Raw genomic sequence first — 19068 nt, forward strand, 5'->3', positions numbered from 1 at the left:
GGCCTATCCTGCCTTTCATCGGCCGCCGACGTAAGTCGATTCCGGCACGAAGATCCGGCCGCCGTTCTCGAACCGCAGTTCAACGCCGTCCGATTGGCGATCGACCTCGGGCGTGGTGCCCCAGCCGTTCGGGATGGGGACGCGGTGCCCGTAGTCCGGCGTCGAACCCAGCCAGACCTCGTGCTCGACGCTGCCGAGCAGGCTGGAGCGCTTCTTGACGTAGACGTTCGGCGTGCCCTCGTTCGTCCTGGTCGTCGTGCTGGTGGGCCAGAACAGCGCCAGGGCGGCCGTCGCGGTCAGGACGGTGCCGACGATCGCGCCCACGACGAAGAGCAGGACGTTGACCAGGCAGCCCTTTTTCTTGGTGTCCACGGTGGGAGATCCTCGCCGTAGGCTCGGGATCGTGCGCGAGCTTCCGAAGGAATTGGTGTTGCCGGCGGACATGGTGCCGGAGACGTTCACCGGGCCGCCCGTCGAGCCGCGCGACGCCGCGACGGTGGCGTTGGTGCGGGATGGTGCGGCTGGTGTGGAGGCGTTCCTGCTGCGGCGGGTGGCCGGGATGGCGTTCGCGGGTGGGATGACGGTGTTCCCCGGCGGCGGGGTCGACCAGCGGGACGCGGACACGTCGGTGGCTTGGAGCGGGCCTTCGCCCTCGTGGTGGGCTTCGCGGTTCGCGTGCTCGGTGGAGTTGGCGACGGCGCTGGTGTGCGCGGCGGTGCGGGAGACGTTCGAGGAGTCCGGGGTGTTGCTGGCCGGGCCGTCGGCGTCGTCGGTGGTGGCCGATACCACCGGGTTCTCCGCGGCACGGGCGGCGTTGGTGGCGCGGGAGTTGTCGCTGGCGCAGTTCTTGTCGGCGGAGGGGTTGGTGCTGCGGGCGGACCTGCTGCGTCCGTGGGCGAACTGGGTGACGCCGGAGGAGGAGCCGCGGCGGTACGACACGCGGTTCTTCGTCGCCGTGCTGCCGGAGGGGCAGCGGGCGGACGGGGCGACGACGGAGGCTTCGGACGCGGTGTGGCAGCGGCCGGTGGACGCGTTGGCGGACTGGAAGGCCGGGCGGCGGGCGTTGATGCCGCCTACTTGGGTGACGTTGGCGGAGTTGGACGACCTGGGGTCGGTGGCGGCGGTGCTGGACGAACAGCGGTCCGAGTCCGTGACGAAGGTGATGCCGAAGTTGGTCCGGGACGGCGAGGTGCTGCGGGTGGTCGTGTCGTGAGCGGGTTGGCTTATGGGGTGTTGCGGCAGGTCACGCCCACGGCGGCGGTGTTGCTGGCGGAGAACCCCGGTGTGATGACGTTGGACGGGACGAACACCTGGGTGCTGCGTGCGCCCGGTTCGTCGTCGTGCGTCGTGGTCGACCCCGGTCCGCTGGATGCCGCGCATCTGGGATTGCTCGCGGCCGAGGCGCCGGTGGAGGTCGTGCTCCTCACGCATGGTCACTCGGATCACTCGGACGGGGCACAGGCGTTCGGGCGACAGGTGGACGCGCCCGTGCGATCGGTCGACCCGGCTTTCCGGCTGGGTGGGCAGGGGTTGTCGGACGGTGAGGTGATCGAGGCGGCGGGCCTGTCGATCCGGGTATTGGCGACGCCTGGCCACACGGCCGACTCGGTGTGCTTCCAGTTGGACGACGCGGTGTTGACCGGGGACACGGTGCTGGGACGGGGAACGACTGTCGTGGCCCATCCGGACGGGAAGCTGGGCGATTACTTGGAGTCGTTGCGTGTACTCGCGTCCTTGCCGGTGAACACGATCGGGCTACCCGGCCACGGCCCCGAACTACCGGACCTCGTGGCCGTCGCCACCGGCTACCTGGCCCACCGGCAGCAACGCCTGGCGCAGGTCAAGGCGGCGGTCGAACACCTGTCCGCAAACGGCAAACCCCCGACCCCGCGCCAGGTGGTCGAGTTGGTGTACGCCGACGTGGACCGTTCGCTGTGGCCGGCCGCCGAGTGGTCTGTTCGGGCGCAGCTGGAGTACCTGCTTCGCACCCCGTGACCGCTACGCGATTCCTGTCGGATTGTCGATCACGTACCGCCAACCGCCGTCAGGGCCGCGACGCGCGACGTCGGTAGCCGTGCCGGTCACGCCAGCCGTTCCAGTCACGTCGGCAGTTTCGGTCACGTCGGCCGTGCCGGTCTCGCCGCCGATGCGCCAGTCGACGATCAGCAGGGCCAGATCGCCCCTGGTGATCACCTTGCGGGTGTTGACGGTCATCGCCAGACCCAGCGCCAGGTGCCCCGCGAGCTCGGCCGGCTGGGCACCGGACTCGTAGAGGGCGGTCGGGTCGCCGGCGTTGAACGCCTCGGCGAACAGTCGGGGCAGGTCTTCGGGGGTGTTCGCGATCATGCCGACGACGCTAGGAGGATGGCGCGTGACCAACCAAACGGTAAGTGCCCAGGCCAGGCGGAGCGTGTGGGCCGGTGATCCGCACGGCGAGGTCGACCACCCGGTGGCCGACTGCCCAGTGGAGGTCACGTTGCACGCGCTGCGCGGCCGGTGGACGACGCTGGTCGTGCGCGAGTTGCTCGCCGGCGAACGAACCTTCAGCGACCTGGCGGCCACGCTGCCGACGTTGTCCGACAAGGTCCTCACCGACCGCCTGACACACCTCACCGCGTGTGGCGTGGTGGTGCGCTCCCGGGAGCCCGGCTGGCCGAGCCGGGTGACGTACGCCCTGACGCCTCGCGGGTACGCGCTACGCGCCGTCCTGGAGGCCATGTGGACCTGGGGCGCCGACACCGACTAGCGGCCCCAGGCCGGGCGGCGGTGGGCGGGGTGGAGTCGGGCGGCGGTGGCCCGGGGTTGCGGGTGGCGGTGGTGGGTGTGCGGGGGTGGTTGTCGGGGGTGGTTGTCGGGGGTGGTTGCCGGGGGTTCGGTCCTCGTTTTAACCGAGGCGCGGTAACAGTGTTTCCGTACATTTTCGGGCCATGATCACCCGATTGTGTTTGCCGGCCGCACCCGGCTGAACCCCGGCCGCGCCGGTCAGGAGACCGTTCTCAAGGGCACTACCAGGTAAGTCAGCTCCACACCATCATCTCCGGCCTGCGACGTCAGCACCGTGGACCGCAGCCCATCCTGGATCCGCAGCTCCACCCGCCGCCCGCTGAACGCCCGCAGCGCATCGGCCAAGTACCTCGCCTGGAACGTCTTCGTCACCCGGTTCCCGTCGATCGTCGCCTTGACCGACTCCTCCGACTCGCCGTTCTGCGGATCACTGCCCCGCACCCGCAGCTCCCCGTCGTCCACCTGGATCGTCACCGACCCGTGCGGACCGGCGTAGGGGACTGCTCGGCGCACCGCGCCCGCGAGCACATCCGCTTCCACCAACACCGTGCTGTCGATGACCGCCTCCAACAGCTTTCTCACTCGATCGTCGGGAAACGGGGCCGCCAGCAGCGCCGTGCTCACGCTCCCGCCCGCCCATGACAGGGCGATGCGGTCGGCATCGGCATGCACCGTCACCTCGGCATCGCGCGCCGGCTGTCTGGACGCCTCGGCCAACGCCACGGCCGGCGCGAGGACGTCCAGGTCGCCTGTCGGCACCCACGGTAGCGAAGCGAATGCCATCCGGTAACGATCGGTGGCGATCAGCTCCAGCCGACCGTCCGCGCCGTGGATGCGGACGCCGGTGAAGACCGGGAGGGCGTCGTCCTTCGAAGCCGCGCTGGACACCGGGATCAGCGCCGCGGTGAGGGCGCGGGCCGGGAGGGAGCCGACGGCGGGTGGCAACGGTGGGATGCCGGGGTGGGACGCGAGGTTCAGCAACGGCAGGGCGAAGCGGGCCGTTGACGTCCGCACGGCCAGGCGTGAACCCTCCACCACGAGTCTGACCTGCGGATCGTCCAAGCCCCGAAGGGTGTCGGCGAGAGGTCTCGCGGGCACGACCACCGCACCGTCCGTGTGCACCGTGGCCGGGCGGGTCAGGCGGACGGCGTGTTCTCGATCACTGCCCGCCAACGTGACGCCATCGGCATCCGCACGCAGCACCAGACCGGCCAGCACCGGGTCGTACACGCGCGATGGCAGCAGGCGGGCGACGTCCGCGGCGGCGGAGGCCAGGTCGGCGGTGGTGGCGGTCAGGTCCATGTCCGGGACGTTAGACCCGACCACCGACAATTCCGGCGCTGGCGCAGGTCAGGGCGCGACCAGGGCCAGTTCGTCCTGCTTGGGCAGCGGCACGCCGGCCGCCACCGTCCCGCGGAACGCCCACACCAGCGCCGCGATCGCCAAGCCGGACACCGCCGCCGCGACGAACGCCGCACCCGTCCCGTACGACTCGACCAGCTGACCACTCGCCGACTGCCCGATCGCCAACCCGATGGTCACCGCCGTCACCACCCAGCCGAACGCCTCGGTGGCCGTCCCGGCGGGCGCCACCTGCTCGATCGCGGCCGAGTGGGTGGTGGCCTGGGGCGTGATCAACGTGCCCACCACGAGCAGCGCCGCACCCAGGCCGATCAACCCGGTCGGCACCGCGAGCAGCAGCGACAGCAGCGCGAACCCGCCGAGCAGCACCGGCAACCGCAGGTGCATCGCCCGCGGGAACGGCTTCATCGAGTACAGGACGCCGAACATCACCGAGCTCACCGACCACAGGCTCAGCAGCAGCCCGCCGACGCCGACGTGACCCGCCTTCGCCGCGGCAGCCGGCACGGCCACCTCGATGAACCCGATCGTCATACCGAAGCCCAACGCCGCCAACGCCACCGTGCGCATGCCGGGAGACGCCAGCGCGCCCAACACGCTCCGGCTCATCGGCGACGGACGAACGCCGCGCACCGTCGGGTTCAAGGCGAACCACACCGCGCCGACGGCCATCGACACCGCGCCGATCACCACACCGGTCCCCGCCCACGGCGCCGTCACCAACAGCCCGGCGAGACCCGGACCGAGGATGAAGAACACCTCCATGCTGATCGCCTCGTACGCGAACCCGGCCAGCCGCGTAGGCCCGGCGGGCAGCACGTGGGACCACAGCGCACGGGACGCGGAGCCGACCATCGGCTCGGTGAGCCCGACTGCGAACGCGACCGGCACCAGCACGGGCAACGTCGCCCCGGCCTCGATCGCGCTGATCGCCAACGCCACGAACACCCCGAACAACGCCACCGCGGTGAGCAACGGGCGCGTCGGCCCGTGCCGGTCCATCAACCTGCCCTGCACGATCGACCCGAAAGCGACACCCACCAGCGACGACGCCGACACCAGACCCGCCGCGGCGAACGACCCGGTCTCCCGCTGCACGTACAGCAGCAGCGACAGGCCGACCATCGCGATCGGCAGCCGGGCGAGCAGTGACGCGACCACGGGGCCGCGCATGCCAGGGGTGGTCAGGGCAGCTCGGTAGTCGGAAAGGCGGGCAGAGTGGGACATGCGTACCAGTATGCATGCACTGGTACGCCCGTACCAATCATTTGCGGTCGAAGCGCCAGTGGAGTCCGTCACCAGGCCCCGGCCGCGTCCAAGGCCTGGGAGTGGGTTGCGGTTCGATTACAACACTGGGATGACTGGGTGAAACCCCACGGCAAAACCGCTGAACAGAGGCCCCGTGAGGGTGAACGGGCTTGAGTTGACCACGAGGTGGCGTGCGATCGTTGAGAGAGCAACCGCTGTCGGTGCGGCCCGACGGGGAAACCCGTTTCGACCGCCGTCGCAGTGGGAACCCAAACCTCCTTCCGGCGCTTCAAGGGTCGGGGCCTACGGGCGCCGGATGTGTGGAATGCGCGGTCTGTCGGGGGATGGGCCGTGCGACAGCAAGACCGGTGCGCCGCGTCGGGGGCGGCGCCCGGTCTTGCTGTGCTCCTCGGGAAGCTAGCGGGCCCTGCGGGCCAGCCGCTCCGGGTCGAGGATCAGCACGCTCTTGCCCTCCAGCCGGAGCCAACCGCGGTGGGCGAAGTCGGCCAGAGCCTTGTTCACCGTCTCACGCGAGGCGCCGACGAACTGGGCGATCTCCTCCTGCGTGAGGTCGTGGGTGACCCGCAGCAGCCCGGCTTCCTGGCTGCCGAAGCGCTGCGCGAGCTGCAACAACGCCTTGGCCACCCGGCCCGGCACGTCCGTGAAGATCAGGTCGGCCAGCATGGAGTTCGTCCGGCGCAGCCTGCGGGCCAACGCCCTCAGCAGCTGCTCGGCGATCTCCGGCCGGTTGGTGATCCACTGCCGCAGCGCGGGGCGGTCCATGCTGACCGCGCGCACTTCGGTCACCGTGGTCGCGGTGGACGTGCGCGGACCGGGGTCGAAGATCGACAACTCGCCGAACATGTCCGACGGCCCGAAGATCCCCAAGAGGTTCTCCCGCCCGTCCGGCGACTTCCGGCCGATCTTCACCTTGCCGGATTGGATGATGTAGAGCCGGTCGCCCGGCTCGCCTTCCGCGAAGATCACGTGGCCGCGCGGGAATTCAACGGACTCCAGCGTCTGCGCCAGTGCCTCCGCTGCGGCCTGTTCGACCCCCTGGAAAATGCCCGCGCGGGCCAGGGTCTCGTCCACCTCGTCCCTCCTGTCGAGACGCGGCGGCATGGTTGAGCGCGTTCCGCCTTCTGGCGGATCAGCGCCTGCCGCCGATCACTGAGTGCAGTCTAAGGGCTGTGGTGTGGATCGCCTTTCGGCGCGCCGCTACCGCAGCCCGGACAGCCCGATAAGGCCCGTCGGGGGTTGACCCCGTGGGCCTCGCCGGTCCTACCCCGGTTAGCGGCGGGTGCGCCGCTGACGCAGGTTCCTGGCACGACCACCCAGCCTGCGCAGCCGGAACAACTCCAGCGCGCGGCCGATGCCGTGCCCGTAGAGCGCCCTGACCTCGTCGGGGCGCGCCGACTCCAGGAACTCCTCGACCTCGTCCTCCTGCACAGCGACGTGCCGCAGACGAGCTTCAACGCGCTCCATGAAGAGCGCGAAGAACATGATCACGATCGGAACGGCGATGACGAACCAGGCAGTCATGATGGCTCCGATCTTTGCGCATCCGGTTCGGCGCGCGGTCAAGGGGGGTCATTCCGGCGTGTCGGTTCGTGATCGTCCGGTGGGTTGTCACTAGGACGTATGCGGTGCGCCCATGGTTGCTTGCCCGTGATCGTGCCGCCTCAAACGGCCCGACGCCGGGTGGATCGGCGCCGGCTCCCCCGGACGGGGGGGCGCGCCCGGCGGGGAGGCGACTTCCCGACAATCGGGCGGCCGGACGACCGAGCCGTCGACCACCTCGCGGCGGCCATTAACCTGGGCACATGGCGAAGAGCGCGGTGAAGCAGCCGGAGACGAGGCTGGGGCTGGTCCGCCGGGCGCGACGCATGGTGCGGGTCCTCGGCGAGGGTTACCCCGACGCGCACTGCGAACTGGACTTCGTCGACCCGTTGCAGCTCCTGGTCGCGGTCGTGCTCTCCGCGCAGACCACCGACGTCCGGGTGAACCTCGTCACGCCCGCGCTGTTCCGCCGCTACCGCACGGCCGCCGACTACGCCGCGGCCGACCGCGCGGAGCTGGAGGAGCTGATCAAGCCGACCGGCTTCTACCGGAACAAGGCGACCTCGCTGATCGGCCTGGGAACCGCGCTGGTGGAACGGTTCGACGGCGAGGTGCCGGGCACCCTGAAGGACCTGGTGACGCTGCCCGGCGTCGGCCGCAAGACCGCGAACGTGGTGCTGGGCGACGCGTTCGGCGTGCCGGGGATCACGGTCGACACCCACTTCGGCCGCCTGGTCCGCCGCTGGGGCTGGACCGACGAGGAGGACCCGGTCAAGGTCGAGCACATCGTCGGCGCGCTGGTCGAGCGCAAGGAGTGGACCTTGCTCTCGCACCGCACGATCTTCCACGGACGCCGCGTCTGCCACGCCCGCACCCCGGCCTGCGGCGCGTGCCTGCTGGCGCCCCAGTGCCCGTCCTACGGCATCGGCCAAGTCGACCCGGTCAAGGCGCAGAAGCTGGTCAAGGGCGAGGAAGCGCCGCACTTGATCGACCTCGCCGAACGCGTGCGGGCGGGGGAGAAGCTGGCGTGAGCGCCGGAGCGCGGTGGGCCGTCGTCGTCCTGGTGTTGGCGGTGGCGGGCGCCGTCGCGCTGTGGCCACGCTCACCGGAGGCCGACCAGGGCCTGCCGACCCGGACGTCGCCGACGGTGGACTTGGCCGCCGCGCGCGACCAGGCGGCACTGTGGCCGTGCCCACGCGCAGAGGGCCAAGGGCCGCAGGCATTGCGCGGCGTCATGGCCACGTGCCTCGGTGACGGACAGCAGGTGGACGTGGCGTCCGCCGTGTCCGGCCGGGTCCTGGTGAACTTCTGGGCGACGTGGTGCGTTCCCTGTCATGAGGAGCTGAAGGTCCTGGACGCGTACGCCCGGCAGCCGGGGGCGGTGCCGGTGGTGACGGTCCTGGTGGCGAGCAAGGAGGCTGACGGTCTGGAGCTGTTGGCGAAACTCGGCGTGCACCTGCCCGCGGTCTTCCACGAGGGCGACGGTGTGCGGAAGGCCATGCGCGTGCCACCGAGGTTGCCGGTGAGCTATGTCACCGGGGCGGACGGATCACTGACCGAGGTGACCGACCCGATCGTGCTCACCTCGGTCGACCAGGTGCGCGAGGTGGTCGGATGACGGCCCTGGTCGACCCGGACGGTGTGCCGGAGTGGATGGGCGGCCTGGTCAAGGCCACCGTCGACATCGACGCCCGCACGTTCACCCGGATCTTGCCGCCGCCGGAGGGCACCGGACGTCCCGCCGCCGTGCTGATGCTGTTCGGTGACGGCGAAGCGGGCCCGGACGTGTTGCTGCTGCGCCGCGCCGAAACCCTCGGCTCGCACCCCGGCCAGGTCGCCTTCCCGGGCGGCGCCGCCGACCCGACCGACGACGGACCGGTGGACACGGCGCTGCGCGAGGCGTACGAGGAGACCGGTGTGCTGCGCGAAGGCGTCCGGCCGGTCGCCACGCTGCCGCAGCTGTACGTGCCGGTGTCCGGGTTCGTCGTCACGCCGGTGCTGGCGCACTGGGACGAGCCGTCGCCGGTCGCGCCGGTCGACCCGGGAGAGACCGCCGCGGTGGCACGGGTGCCGATCGCGCACCTGGCCGACCCGGCGAACCGGTTCCGGGTGAGCCACCCGTCCGGTTACATCGGGCCGGCGTTCGCCGCACCGGGGATGCTGGTGTGGGGGTTCACCGCCGGTCTGCTCAACGGGCTGCTCGCCCTGGGCGGCTGGGAACGGCCGTGGGACACCTCGGACGTGCGCGACCTCGACCTGGCCTTGCGTGCGACGGAGGTTCCGTGAACTGGGTTGACCTCCTCGTGCTGGCGCTCGCCGCCTTGGCCGCGATGTCGGGCGCGCGCCAGGGCATGGTCGTCGCGCTGCCCGCGTTCGTCGGCGTGCTGATCGGCCTGGTCCTCGGCACGCAGCTCGCGCCGCTGGTGGTGGCCCAGTTCGACAACGTGGTGACCAAGGTCGTGTTCGCGGTCGGCATCGTGGTGCTGCTGGTGGCGTTGGGCGAGACGCTGGGCGTGTACGTCGGCCGGAGCATCAAGCCGCGGGTCAACTCCAGCCCGTTGCGCGGCGCGGACAACGCGCTGGGCGCGATCGTGCAGGGCGCGGTGGTGTTCGTGGTGGCGTGGATGATCGCGCTGCCGCTGACCATGGTGGCGGGCCTGCCGTCGCTGGCCAAGGCGCTGAACCAGTCGGTGATCCTGTCCACGGTGGACGACACCATGCCGCAGGCGGCGCGGACGTTGGCCGACGACCTCCAGAACCTGTTCGACGTCTCCGGCTTCCCGGCCGCGGTGGACCCGTTCAACCAGATGCCGTTGAAGGAGGTCGGCCCGCCGGACCCGGGGCTGAGCTCGAACCCGATCGTGCAGCAGTTGCGGCCCAGCGTGCTGAAGGTGCGCGGGCGGGCGCCGTCGTGCTCGCGCGCGTTGGAGGGCACGGGTTTCGTCATCTCGCCCGAGCGCGTCATGACGAACGCGCACGTCGTCGCCGGCACCACCGAGGTCACCGTGGAAGTGGGGCTCGGCCAGTTCGACGCCACGGTCGTGCACTACGACCCGCAGACGGATATCGCGATCCTCGCCGTGCCGGACCTGAAGGCCGTGCCGCTGGAGTTCCGCACCGACGAGATCGCGCAGGGCGAGGACGGGATCGTGCTCGGCTACCCGCTGGACGGCCCGTACACGGCGTCCGAGGCGCGGGTCCGGGAACGGATCCCGGTGCTGCGCGGACCGGACATCTACGACGCGCAGACCGTGACGCGGGACGTGTACACGGTGCGGGCGAAGGTGCGAAGCGGCAACTCCGGCGGCCCGCTGGTCGACCCGCAGGGCCGGGTGATCGGCGTGGTGTTCGGCGCGGCCGTGGACGACCAGGAGACCGGTTTCGTGCTGACCGCGCAAGAAGTCGCGGAGGAAGTGGCGCAGGCGCCGACGATGGTGCGGCGCGCGTCCACCCAGACGTGCGCGTCCTGATCGTCGCGGAGTCCTGATCGTCGGCGAGTCCTGATCGGACCGCTGTCCTGATCAGACCTTGGCGAGGAAGTCGGTGACGAGCCGGCTCGTGGTCTGGGGCGCTTCCTGGTGCGGGAAGTGGCCGACCTCCGGCACCACCCGGTACGACGAGCGCGCGCCCGTCCAGATGGCCGAATCGGACGCCGTCGTGTCCAGCATCACCGGGTCGCGGGCGCCCTGGATCTGGAGCACCGGCACTTCCAGCCGGCGGTCCACCGCCTCGGCGAACCGACGGCCGTCGCTGCGGAGCTGGGAGCGCACCGCCCAGCGGAAGTACTCCATCGAGCTGTGCGCGACGCCCTGCACCAGGACCGCCTCCCGGTTGCGCTCCACCACCTCGTCGAACTCGGGCGACACCGTCCACTTCGGACCGCCCCACTTGCCGAGCAGGTCCGCCACCGCCGCGCCGCCGTCCCGGGTCAGCCACCGCTCCGGGTACAGCGGCAGCTGGAAGCGGAACAGGTGTGCGCTGGCCCGGCCCTGACGGCGCGGGTGGCGGCGGATCGCCCGGCGCAGCGCGAGCGGGTGCGGGGCGGACACGGCCGTCACCGAGTAGACCAGGCGGGGGTGCATGGCGCCGACCGTCCACGCCAGCATGCCGCCCCAGGCGTGGCCGACGAGGTGCGCGCGCGGTTCGCCGAGTGCCTTCACCAGGCCCGCGACGTCACCGGCCAGCGTGAACCCGTCGTACCCGCGCGGTGGTTTGTCCGAGTCGCCGTAGCCGCGCAGGTCCACGGCCACCGCCCGGTAGCCCGCCTCGGCGATCGCGACCAGCTGGTGCCGCCACGACCACCAGAACTCCGGGAAACCGTGCAGCAGCAGCACGAGCGGGCCTTCGCCCAGCTCGGCGACGTGCAGGCGGATGCCGTTCGCGGACACGTCGCGGTGCGCCCAGGGGCCGGGCACCCGAGCGGTCGACGGGTCGGGTAGCCGCACGGCGCGGTTCAGTGGCCTTCGCCGCGGTGGCGCAGGGCCGCGACGGTGTCCTTGGCCGACGCGATGGTCCGCTGTGGCGCGCGCAGCTTCTTCATCTTCCGCACGCCCAGGAAGACGAACAGCCCCACGACGATGATCACCACGAAGAACACGATCAGGAACGACAGCGACAGCGGGAAGTCGAAGATGTCGTAGAGCGCGTAGGCCAGGGTCATGAAAAGCATGATGAGGGCGAACGGCAACACCGCCACCGCGAGGATGAAGTAGACGCTGCCCTTCACGCCCTTCTTGATCTCGCCCGCGACCTCGGACCTGGCCAGCTCGACCTCGGCCCGGACCAACGTCGACAGGTGGGCCGTCGCATCGCGGATCAAGCCGCCGATGGACGTCTCCTCCGCGATCTTGACCGGGGTCTCCGCGGTCAACGGGATCGACGGAACAGGTGGCAGTCCGCTGCCGTTGGTGTTCTCCCGAGCGGTGGTCACCGGTTCATCGTGCCATGCACCGTTCACCGGGGCTCCACGACTGGCTGATCTCCGCCGTTCGCCTTCGGTCCCGGCGGGCTCAGTCGTCCTCGTCGGCGCGCTGGTGCACCCGGCTGCGACGCACCAGCAGCACCGCGGCCAGCAACGAGGCCACCAACGACGCCAGCAGCACGGCCGCCTTGGCCTGTTCGGCGGCGGCGCCCTCCAGGGCGAGGTCGGAGATCAGCAGGCTCACGGTGAACCCGACGCCGCCGAGCATGGCGACCGCGACGATGTCCCGCGGTCCGGCCCCGCTCGGCCACACCGCGGCTTTGAACAGCACCGCCAACGCGGACGCGCCGACGATGCCGACCAGCTTGCCCACCACCAGACCGAGCATCACGCCCAGCGCCAGCCGGTCCGAGAACAACGCGCCCAACGCCTCGCCGTTCACCGGCACGCCGGCCGCGAACAGCGCGAACACCGGCACCGCGACGGCCGCCGACCACGGCTGCAACCGGTGCTCCAGCCGCAGCGCGGGCGCTTCGTGCTCGTAGTGGTCCTTGCGCACGCGCGTCAGCAGGGCGAGCGCCACGCCGGCGATGGTGGCGTGCACACCCGCCGCGTGCACGGCGGCCCACGTCCCGACCGCGATCGGCACGTACAGCCAGGGTGTCGTCACCCGCTTGTGCTGGAGGAACGCGTAGAGCGCCATCAACGCCACCGCCGCGGCAGCCGCCACCAGGTTGAACGTCGCGGTGAACAGCACCGCGATCAGCACGATCGCGCCCAGGTCGTCCACCACGGCGAGGCTGAGCAGGAACAGGCGCAGGCTGTTCGGCAGACCGGACGCGGTGATCGCCAGCACGCCCAGCGCGAACGCGATGTCCGTGGCCACCGGGATCGCCCACGCCCGTTCGAACCCCGGCTCGCCCCAGCCGACGCCGAGCGCGACCGCCGCGGGCACGACCATGCCGCCGACCGCGGCCACCACCGGCAGGATCGCGGCCTTGAAGTTGTTCAGCTCGCCGATCACGAGCTCGCGCTTGAGTTCGAGCCCGGCGACGAAGAAGAAGATCGCGAGCAGGCCGTCCTTGGCCCAGTCGCCCACGCTCAGGCTGAGGTGCAGCGACTCCGGGCCGATGTGGAAGTCACGCAGCGCCGTGTACGTGCCGGACAGGGGCGAATTCGCCCAGATCAGCGCCACGGCGGTGGCGGCCAGCAGGATCATGCCGCCGACCGTCTCGGTGCGCAGGTAGCGCGCGAACTCGGTGGCGGCGTTCCGCTTGCTGCTGCTCAAGATCGTCTCCGGTGCGTCGGGTACGGCTCATCCTCGTGCCGACCAGACTTCCCGGCTCACCTCGGCGACCCTAGCAACGCGAAAGGGGTGTCCACCACTCGTGGACACCCCGCGCGCTCGTGCTCAGTCCTCAGAGGCGCCCGAGTTCAGGCCCTTGGAGATGAGGTCCATCACCGACGAGTCCGCGAGCGTGGTCACGTCGCCGACCTGCCGGTTCTCCGCCACGTCCCGCAGCAGCCGGCGCATGATCTTGCCCGAGCGCGTCTTCGGCAGCTCCGGCACGACCATGATCTGCCGCGGCTTCGCGATCGGGCCGATCTCCTTGGCCACGTGGTCGCGCAGCGCCTTGATCGCTGTCGCGCCGTCCGAACCCTCGGCCGCGCCGCCGCGCAGGATCACGAACGCCACGATGCCCTGGCCGGTGGTGGGGTCGGTCGCGCCGACCACCGCCGCCTCGGCCACCGTCGGGTGCGAGACCAGCGCGGACTCGACCTCGGTGGTGGAGATCCGGTGCCCGGACACGTTCATCACGTCGTCCACCCGGCCCAGCAGCCAGATGTCGCCGTCCGCGTCGTACTTCGCGCCGTCACCGGCGAAGTAGTAGCCCTGGTCGGCGAACCGCGACCAGTACGTGTCGCGGTAACGCGCCTCGTCGCCCCAGATGCCGCGCAGCATCCCCGGCCACGGCTGGTCGAGCACCAGGTAACCGCCGCCGCCCTTGGCGACCTCGTTGCCCTGGTCGTCCACGACCTTGGCGCTGATGCCGGGCAGCGTGCGCTGCGCCGAACCGGGCTTGGCGGTCGTCGCGCCGGGCAGCGGGGAGATCATGATCGAGCCGGTCTCGGTCTGCCACCAGGTGTCCACGACGGGCGTCTTGCTCGCGCCGATGGTCTCCCGGTACCAGATCCACGCCTCGGGGTTGATCGGCTCGCCGACGCTGCCGAGCACGCGCAGCGACGACAGGTCGTACTTCGCCGGGATGTCCGCGCCCCACTTCATGAACGTGCGGATCAGCGTCGGCGCCGTGTAGTAGATCGACACGCCGTACTTCTGCACGATCTCCCAGTGCCGGCCCTCGTGCGGGGTGTTGGGCGTGCCCTCGTAGACGACCTGCGTGACGCGGTTGGACAGCGGGCCGTACACGATGTAGCTGTGCCCGGTGACCCAGCCGATGTCGGCGGTGCACCAGTAGACGTCGGTGTCCGGCTTGAGGTCGAACACGTTGTGGTGCGTGTACGACGCCTGGGTCAGGTAGCCGCCCGAGGTGTGCAGGATGCCCTTGGGGTTACCCGTGGTGCCCGACGTGTAGAGGATGAACAGCGGGTGCTCGGAGTCGAACGCCTCCGGCGTGTGCTGGTCGGACTGGCGCTCGACGAGGTCGTGCCACCAGACGTCGCGGCCCTCGGTCCAGTCCACGTCGCTGCTCGTGCGCTTGACGACGAGCACGTGCTCGACGCTCTTCGCCTTCGACACGGCCTCGTCCACGGCCGGCTTGAGCGCCGCCGGGTTGCCGCGCCGGTACTGGCCGTCGGTGGTGATCACCAGCTTGGCCTGGGAGTCCTCGATGCGGGTGCGCAGCGCCTCGGCGGAGAAGCCGCCGAACACCACGCTGTGCATCGCGCCGACGCGCGCGCACGCCAGCATGGAGAAGATGGCCTCGGGCACCATCGGCATGTAGATGGCGACCCGGTCCTCCGCGCCGACACCCAGTTCGACCAGGGCGTTCGCCGCCTTGGAGACCTCGCGCTGGAGTTCGGCGTAGGTGATGACGCGGCTGTCGCCGGGCTCACCCTCCCAGTGGATGGCGACCTGGTCGCCGTGGCCGGACTCGACGTGCCGGTCGACGCAGTTGTAGGCGACGTTGAGCTTGCCGCCGACGAACCACTTGGCGAACGGGGCCTTCGACCAGTCGAGGACCTGGTCCCACTTGGTGTCCCAGGACAGCCGCTCGGCCTGCTTCGCCCAGAACGCCTCGCGGTCGGCGCTCGCCTCCTCGTACAGCGCGGCGGTCGCGTTGGCCTGCGCGGCGAACTCCTCGCTGGGCGGGAACGTCCTGTGCTCGGTCGACAGGTTGTCCAGGGCGGCTTGCGGCTCTGTCATGGTGGGCGGACCTCCTGAATCCGTGGGGGTGCGGCACTGACCGTAGTGCGGTCGACGTCACTGCGCACCCAAAAGGTTCAGACCAATTTCGGTCGAATCGGAAACGCGTGGGTCACTGTGTAACCCGTGGCACGCCCGCTGACCACCGCGATTCCGCCGAACGACACCTAGGTTGCGACCAGCGGCATCCTCCGTGACCCGCGTCACGTCGTGAGCGTAGCCTTCGCGGCCGGCCATTCGGCTGCCGTCATCGAGTACACGACGGTGTCGCGCAGGGTCCCGTTCGGCCGGATGCGGTGCACCCGCAGGACCCCTTCGCGGGTCGCGCCGAGGCGTTCGATGGCGCGTTGCGAGCGTTCGTTGCCGAGGTCCGTGTGCCAGCCGACGCGCAGCGCCTTCAGGTCCTCGAATGCCCTGCTGAGGAGTAGGAGCTTGGCGTCGGTGTTGAGGGCGGTGCGCTGCCAGCGCGTGCCGATCCAGGTGTGGCCGATGTAGAGGCCGCGGTGCTTCGGGTCGATCTCGTAGTACGACGTGGTGCCGACGACCTCGTTCGTGCGCGGGTCTACCTGGGCCCACGCCAGGCGGGTCGGGTCTGCCAGGCTGCGCTCGACGTACGCGCGGGTCTCGTCGAGGGTGGTCGGTTGGCGGTTGCTCAGCCAGGTCCAGACGTCCGGGTCCTTGCCGGCCTCGTGCAGACCCTCGGCGTGGTCGGGGGAGAGGGGTTCGAGGCGGACGTGGTCGCCGGTGAGCACGGGGCGGTCGTACCAGTTCATGCCCCGGACGGTAGTTCTCGGTAGTGGCTATTTGTCATAGCCATTTCAGGGTTGTTTTAGATAGCCACTTACCGGCGAGTAGTGTTCTGCGGTGTGACCGATCCGCTTACCCCGCTGCTGGACCTGCCCGGTGTGGCCGACGCCGTCGCCGCCGCGCGTGACGCCGTGTTCCAGGTGCACCGGCACCGGGTGAACCTGCGCGGTTGGGCGACCACCGCGGCCGAGGCGTCCGTGCGTGCCGCTCGTGCGTCCGCGGCGTTGGACGGCGGGCCGACCGCCATCCCGTCCGACGGGTCGGTGACCGAGCCGGTGCTGGCCGGTGCGCTGCGGGTGGCGGAGGCGCTGGGCGTGGTGCTGCCGACGTGGCAGCGGGCGCCGATGCAGGCGTTGGCCCGGTTGCACGTGCTGGCGGCGGCGGACCTGGGTGGGGAGTTGGGGCGCCCGCGTGCCGAGCCGGGCATGTCGGAGCGGCTGGACATGCTGGGGACCCTGGTCACCGGCGGCACGTCCGTTCCCGCTCCCGTGCTGGTGGCGGTGGTGCACGGGGAGCTGATGTCGTTGGCGCCGTTCGAGACGGCCAACGGGGTGGTCGCGCGTGCCGCGTCCCGCTTGGCGTCGATCGCCAGTGGCCTGGACCCGAAGTCTTTGGGCGTTCCCGAGGTGACGTGCCTGCGCCGTCAGAACGACTACGCCGCCGCGTTGCACGGCTTCTCCACCGGCGACCCCGAGGGCGTCACCCGCTGGCTCTTGTTCTGGTGCGAGGCCCTCGAAGCCGGCGCCCGTGAAGCCCGCAGCATCGCCGACGCCGCCACCCCCTAACCCCACCCCCGCGCGCGAGTCGAACCTCCAGGCCCCGCGTGTCGAACGCTCAGGCCCCGTGAGTCCTACGTTCAGAACGCGTGAGTCCTACGTTCGCGACCCCCGAGTTCAACGCTCAGTACAAGATCGACTGTTCTGAGCGTTGAATTCGGGGGTCCTGAACGTAGGACACGGTGGTCCTGAAGGTACGACTCGCGCGTTCTGAACGTAGGACTCACGCGGCTAGAGGAGGGTTTTCAGGGTGGCGGCGGCGCGTTCGGCGTCCGCGAAGGTGTTGTAGAGCGGGGCGAAGCCGAAGCGGAGGACGTCGGGCGGGCGGAGGTCGCCGATCACCTGACGTTCGATCAGCTGGGCCATGATCCGCTTCGCTTCAGGGTGGCGGAGCGACACCTGGTGCCCGCGCCACTCGTCGCGCGGGGTGATCACCTCGATGTCCGGCAGGTCGTCCACCAGGGACATGAAGTGCGAGGTCAGACGCAGGCCCTTGGCCCGCACGTCGGCCATCTCGACGTGGTCCCAGACGTCCAGGGCGGCGTCCAGCGCGAGCATCGAGATGATGTCCGGCGTGCCGACGCGGGCACGGGAAACGCCAGGATCCGGCGTGTACTCCGGCGACATCGCGAACGGCGCCTCGTGGCCCGTCCACCCGGTCAGCGGCTGGTCGAACACGGGCTGGCCGGCCTTCGGCACGTAGATGAACGCGGGCGAGCCGGGGCCGCCGTTGAGGAACTTGTACGTGCAGCCCACGGCCAGGTCGACGCCGAGCGCGTCCAACTCGATCGGCAGCACGCCCGCGCTGTGGCACAGGTCCCAGACGACCTTCGCGCCCACCGCGTGCACCTGCTCGGTCAGCCGCGCCATGTCCAGCAGCCGACCCGTCCGGTAGTCGACGTGGTTCAGCAGCACGACCGCCGTGGTGTCCCGCAGGTCCAGCTCCTCCGGCGGAGCCGCCCGCAACGCGAGCCCCGTCAGCTCCGACACCGACCGCGCGATGTACCCGTCCGTCGGGAACGTGCCCTCGTCCACGACGATCTCCATGCGGTCGGTGTTGCGCACCGCCCCCATCAACGCCTTGAACAGGTTCACGCTGGTCGAGTCCGCCACCACGACCTGCCCCGGCGCGGCGCCGATCAGCCGCCCGACCCGGTCGCCGACCCGTTCCGGCGCCTCCCACCAGCCCTCCGACCAGCTCCGGATGAGCCGCCGGCCCCACTGCTCGCGCACCACGTGCTGCACCCGTTCGGCGACGGCCTTCGGTGGCGCTCCCAGCGAGTTGCCGTCCAGGTACACGACGTCGTCGTCGAGGTCGAACAGGTCGCGGATGTGCGCCAACGGGTCGGTCGGGTCGGTCGGGCTCGTCATACGTGACTCCTAGCCGTCCACAGCTCTGGGAAAACCGAGCGTTGCGTCCGCTTCTCCAGCCACGCAACCCCCGCGGACCCGCCGGTTCCGGTTTTCGCGCCCATCGAACGGCGCGTCGCGAGCAGGTGGTCGTAGCGCCAGCGGGCGAACTCCTCGGCGATGTCGGTCAGCGCCTCGCCGAGTTCGAGCAGGTCACGGGACCCGCTGCGGTAGATGTCCGCCCACACGGCCTCTACCTCGGCACTCGGCTCGTACGGCTGGCTGACGTCACGTTCCAGGACGTGAGAGGGGATCGGCAGACCTTGGCGCTCCAGGAAGCCGAGCACGTCGTCGTACAGGCTCGGCTCGCTGAGCAGCTTTTCGAGCGCGTCGTGCTGCTGCGGCACGGCACGGTGCGGCACGAGCATCGACCGGGACTTCTCGCCGAGCAGGAACTCCACCTCGCGGTACCGGCCGGACTGGAAGCCGGAGCCCTCACCGAGCGCGTCGCGGAACGAGTTGAACTCGGCCGGCGTCATCCGGGCGATCGGTCGCCACGCCGCGTTGAGGGCCTGCATGTGCAGGTCGCTGCGGCGCAGGGTGCGAACGGCCGCACGCACGTCGTCGGCGCGCAGCTCCTTCTTGGCCTGCCGCCACTCGAAGCACAGCAGCCCGAAGTACAGCTCCATGACCTGCGTGATCACCAGGAACGACATCTCACGCGGGTCTTCGGACCACTGCTGTTGCAGCGAGTGCAGCACGGAGGCGTGCACGTAGTCCTCATAGGGCGTCGTGCCGCCGAAGTCGAGTTTGGGTGCGACCGGGCAAGTCATGTCTTCCATCATGGCCCTGCGTTCGCGTGATTTGAATGG

At 70.4% G+C, this 19068-nt stretch carries 21 protein-coding genes; 8 read left to right on the forward strand and 13 right to left on the reverse strand.

The window, feature by feature from the left end; genetic code table 11:
- Positions 1-15 precede the first annotated feature (15 nt).
- The gene (locus F4560_RS34030) at positions 16-372 is read right to left on the reverse strand and encodes a hypothetical protein (RefSeq protein WP_184927130.1); all 357 of its coding nucleotides are present in this window, start codon (positions 370-372) and stop codon (positions 16-18) included.
- Between the two features lie 70 nt (positions 373-442).
- Between F4560_RS34030 and F4560_RS34035 the strand changes: the two genes are divergently transcribed.
- Both F4560_RS34035 and F4560_RS34040 read left to right on the forward strand, forming a co-directional pair.
- Complete coding sequence (locus F4560_RS34035) at positions 443-1213, forward strand: NUDIX hydrolase (protein ID WP_221485027.1); 771 nt, start codon at positions 443-445, stop codon at positions 1211-1213.
- Positions 1210-1995 carry an MBL fold metallo-hydrolase gene (locus tag F4560_RS34040; protein WP_184927134.1) on the forward strand — a complete coding sequence of 262 codons (786 nt, stop codon included), beginning with the start codon at positions 1210-1212 and terminating at the stop codon, positions 1993-1995. The genes F4560_RS34035 and F4560_RS34040 overlap by 4 nt, the downstream gene beginning before the upstream one ends.
- A 3-nt stretch (positions 1996-1998) precedes the next feature.
- Here the strand turns inward: F4560_RS34040 and F4560_RS34045 are convergent, their stop codons facing one another.
- A complete protein-coding gene (locus F4560_RS34045) occupies positions 1999-2346 on the reverse strand; it encodes a YybH family protein (protein WP_184927136.1) in 348 nt (115 codons plus the stop codon).
- Between the two features lie 25 nt (positions 2347-2371).
- Between F4560_RS34045 and F4560_RS34050 the strand changes: the two genes are divergently transcribed.
- Positions 2372-2746 (forward strand): winged helix-turn-helix transcriptional regulator, encoded by a 375-nt coding sequence (locus F4560_RS34050; protein ID WP_312869639.1) that lies wholly within the window; start codon positions 2372-2374, stop codon positions 2744-2746.
- 236 nt (positions 2747-2982) lie between these two features.
- On the opposite strand, the gene dnaN is transcribed toward F4560_RS34050, so the two are convergent.
- From dnaN to F4560_RS34070, 4 genes are all read right to left on the reverse strand, one after another.
- Positions 2983-4086 (reverse strand): DNA polymerase III subunit beta, encoded by a 1104-nt coding sequence (gene dnaN / locus F4560_RS34055; RefSeq protein WP_184927139.1) that lies wholly within the window; start codon positions 4084-4086, stop codon positions 2983-2985.
- 48 nt (positions 4087-4134) lie between these two features.
- Positions 4135-5373 carry an MFS transporter gene (locus tag F4560_RS34060; RefSeq protein ID WP_184927140.1) on the reverse strand — a complete coding sequence of 413 codons (1239 nt, stop codon included), beginning with the start codon at positions 5371-5373 and terminating at the stop codon, positions 4135-4137.
- Between the two features lie 438 nt (positions 5374-5811).
- Positions 5812-6486 carry a Crp/Fnr family transcriptional regulator gene (locus F4560_RS34065; protein WP_033441932.1) on the reverse strand — a complete coding sequence of 225 codons (675 nt, stop codon included), beginning with the start codon at positions 6484-6486 and terminating at the stop codon, positions 5812-5814.
- A 198-nt stretch (positions 6487-6684) separates the two neighbouring features.
- A complete protein-coding gene (locus tag F4560_RS34070) occupies positions 6685-6936 on the reverse strand; it encodes a hypothetical protein (RefSeq protein WP_015097743.1) in 252 nt (83 codons plus the stop codon).
- A gap of 281 nt (positions 6937-7217) precedes the next feature.
- Between F4560_RS34070 and nth the strand changes: the two genes are divergently transcribed.
- The 4 genes from nth to F4560_RS34090 are packed head-to-tail and all read left to right on the forward strand — an operon-like array spanning position 7218 to position 10424.
- Entirely contained in the window at positions 7218-7985 is a 768-nt protein-coding gene (gene nth / locus F4560_RS34075; RefSeq protein WP_184927141.1) for an endonuclease III, read from the forward strand.
- Positions 7982-8572 (forward strand): TlpA family protein disulfide reductase, encoded by a 591-nt coding sequence (locus F4560_RS34080; protein ID WP_184927142.1) that lies wholly within the window; start codon positions 7982-7984, stop codon positions 8570-8572. The genes nth and F4560_RS34080 overlap by 4 nt, the downstream gene beginning before the upstream one ends.
- Positions 8569-9240, forward strand: coding sequence for an NUDIX hydrolase (locus tag F4560_RS34085; protein ID WP_184927143.1), 672 nt, complete (start codon positions 8569-8571; stop codon positions 9238-9240). The genes F4560_RS34080 and F4560_RS34085 overlap by 4 nt, the downstream gene beginning before the upstream one ends.
- Entirely contained in the window at positions 9237-10424 is a 1188-nt protein-coding gene (locus F4560_RS34090; protein WP_184927145.1) for a MarP family serine protease, read from the forward strand. The genes F4560_RS34085 and F4560_RS34090 overlap by 4 nt, the downstream gene beginning before the upstream one ends.
- Positions 10425-10475: 51 nt before the next feature.
- Here F4560_RS34090 and F4560_RS34095 read toward each other — a convergent pair whose 3' ends face one another.
- The 5 genes from F4560_RS34095 to F4560_RS34115 form a co-directional block, all read right to left on the reverse strand.
- On the reverse strand, positions 10476-11399 hold the full coding sequence (locus F4560_RS34095; RefSeq protein ID WP_184927146.1) for an alpha/beta fold hydrolase: 924 nt from the start codon (positions 11397-11399) through the stop codon (positions 10476-10478).
- A gap of 8 nt (positions 11400-11407) precedes the next feature.
- A complete protein-coding gene (locus tag F4560_RS34100) occupies positions 11408-11884 on the reverse strand; it encodes a phage holin family protein (protein WP_184927148.1) in 477 nt (158 codons plus the stop codon).
- A 79-nt stretch (positions 11885-11963) separates the two neighbouring features.
- A complete protein-coding gene (nhaA, locus tag F4560_RS34105) occupies positions 11964-13163 on the reverse strand; it encodes a Na+/H+ antiporter NhaA (RefSeq protein WP_184927150.1) in 1200 nt (399 codons plus the stop codon).
- 123 nt (positions 13164-13286) lie between these two features.
- Positions 13287-15263: an acetate--CoA ligase gene (gene acs / locus F4560_RS34110; protein WP_184927152.1), complete on the reverse strand. Its 1977-nt coding sequence runs from the start codon at positions 15261-15263 to the stop codon at positions 13287-13289.
- A 203-nt stretch (positions 15264-15466) separates the two neighbouring features.
- Positions 15467-16036, reverse strand: a complete 570-nt coding sequence (locus tag F4560_RS34115) for a GNAT family N-acetyltransferase (protein ID WP_184927154.1) — start codon at positions 16034-16036, stop codon at positions 15467-15469.
- 93 nt (positions 16037-16129) lie between these two features.
- On the opposite strand from F4560_RS34115, the gene F4560_RS34120 reads away from it, so the two are divergent.
- The gene (locus tag F4560_RS34120) at positions 16130-16855 is read left to right on the forward strand and encodes a Fic family protein (protein ID WP_184927156.1); all 726 of its coding nucleotides are present in this window, start codon (positions 16130-16132) and stop codon (positions 16853-16855) included.
- A 222-nt stretch (positions 16856-17077) separates the two neighbouring features.
- Here F4560_RS34120 and kynU read toward each other — a convergent pair whose 3' ends face one another.
- Positions 17078-18217, reverse strand: a complete 1140-nt coding sequence (kynU, locus tag F4560_RS34125; protein WP_184927158.1) for a kynureninase — start codon at positions 18215-18217, stop codon at positions 17078-17080.
- The gene (locus F4560_RS34130; protein ID WP_184927160.1) at positions 18214-19029 is read right to left on the reverse strand and encodes a tryptophan 2,3-dioxygenase; all 816 of its coding nucleotides are present in this window, start codon (positions 19027-19029) and stop codon (positions 18214-18216) included. Before F4560_RS34130 ends, kynU begins: the two co-directional genes overlap by 4 nt.
- Positions 19030-19068: the final 39 nt, after the last annotated feature.

Origin of the sequence: Saccharothrix ecbatanensis (assembly GCF_014205015.1) — a bacterium.
GTDB lineage: Bacteria > Actinomycetota > Actinomycetes > Mycobacteriales > Pseudonocardiaceae > Actinosynnema > Actinosynnema ecbatanense.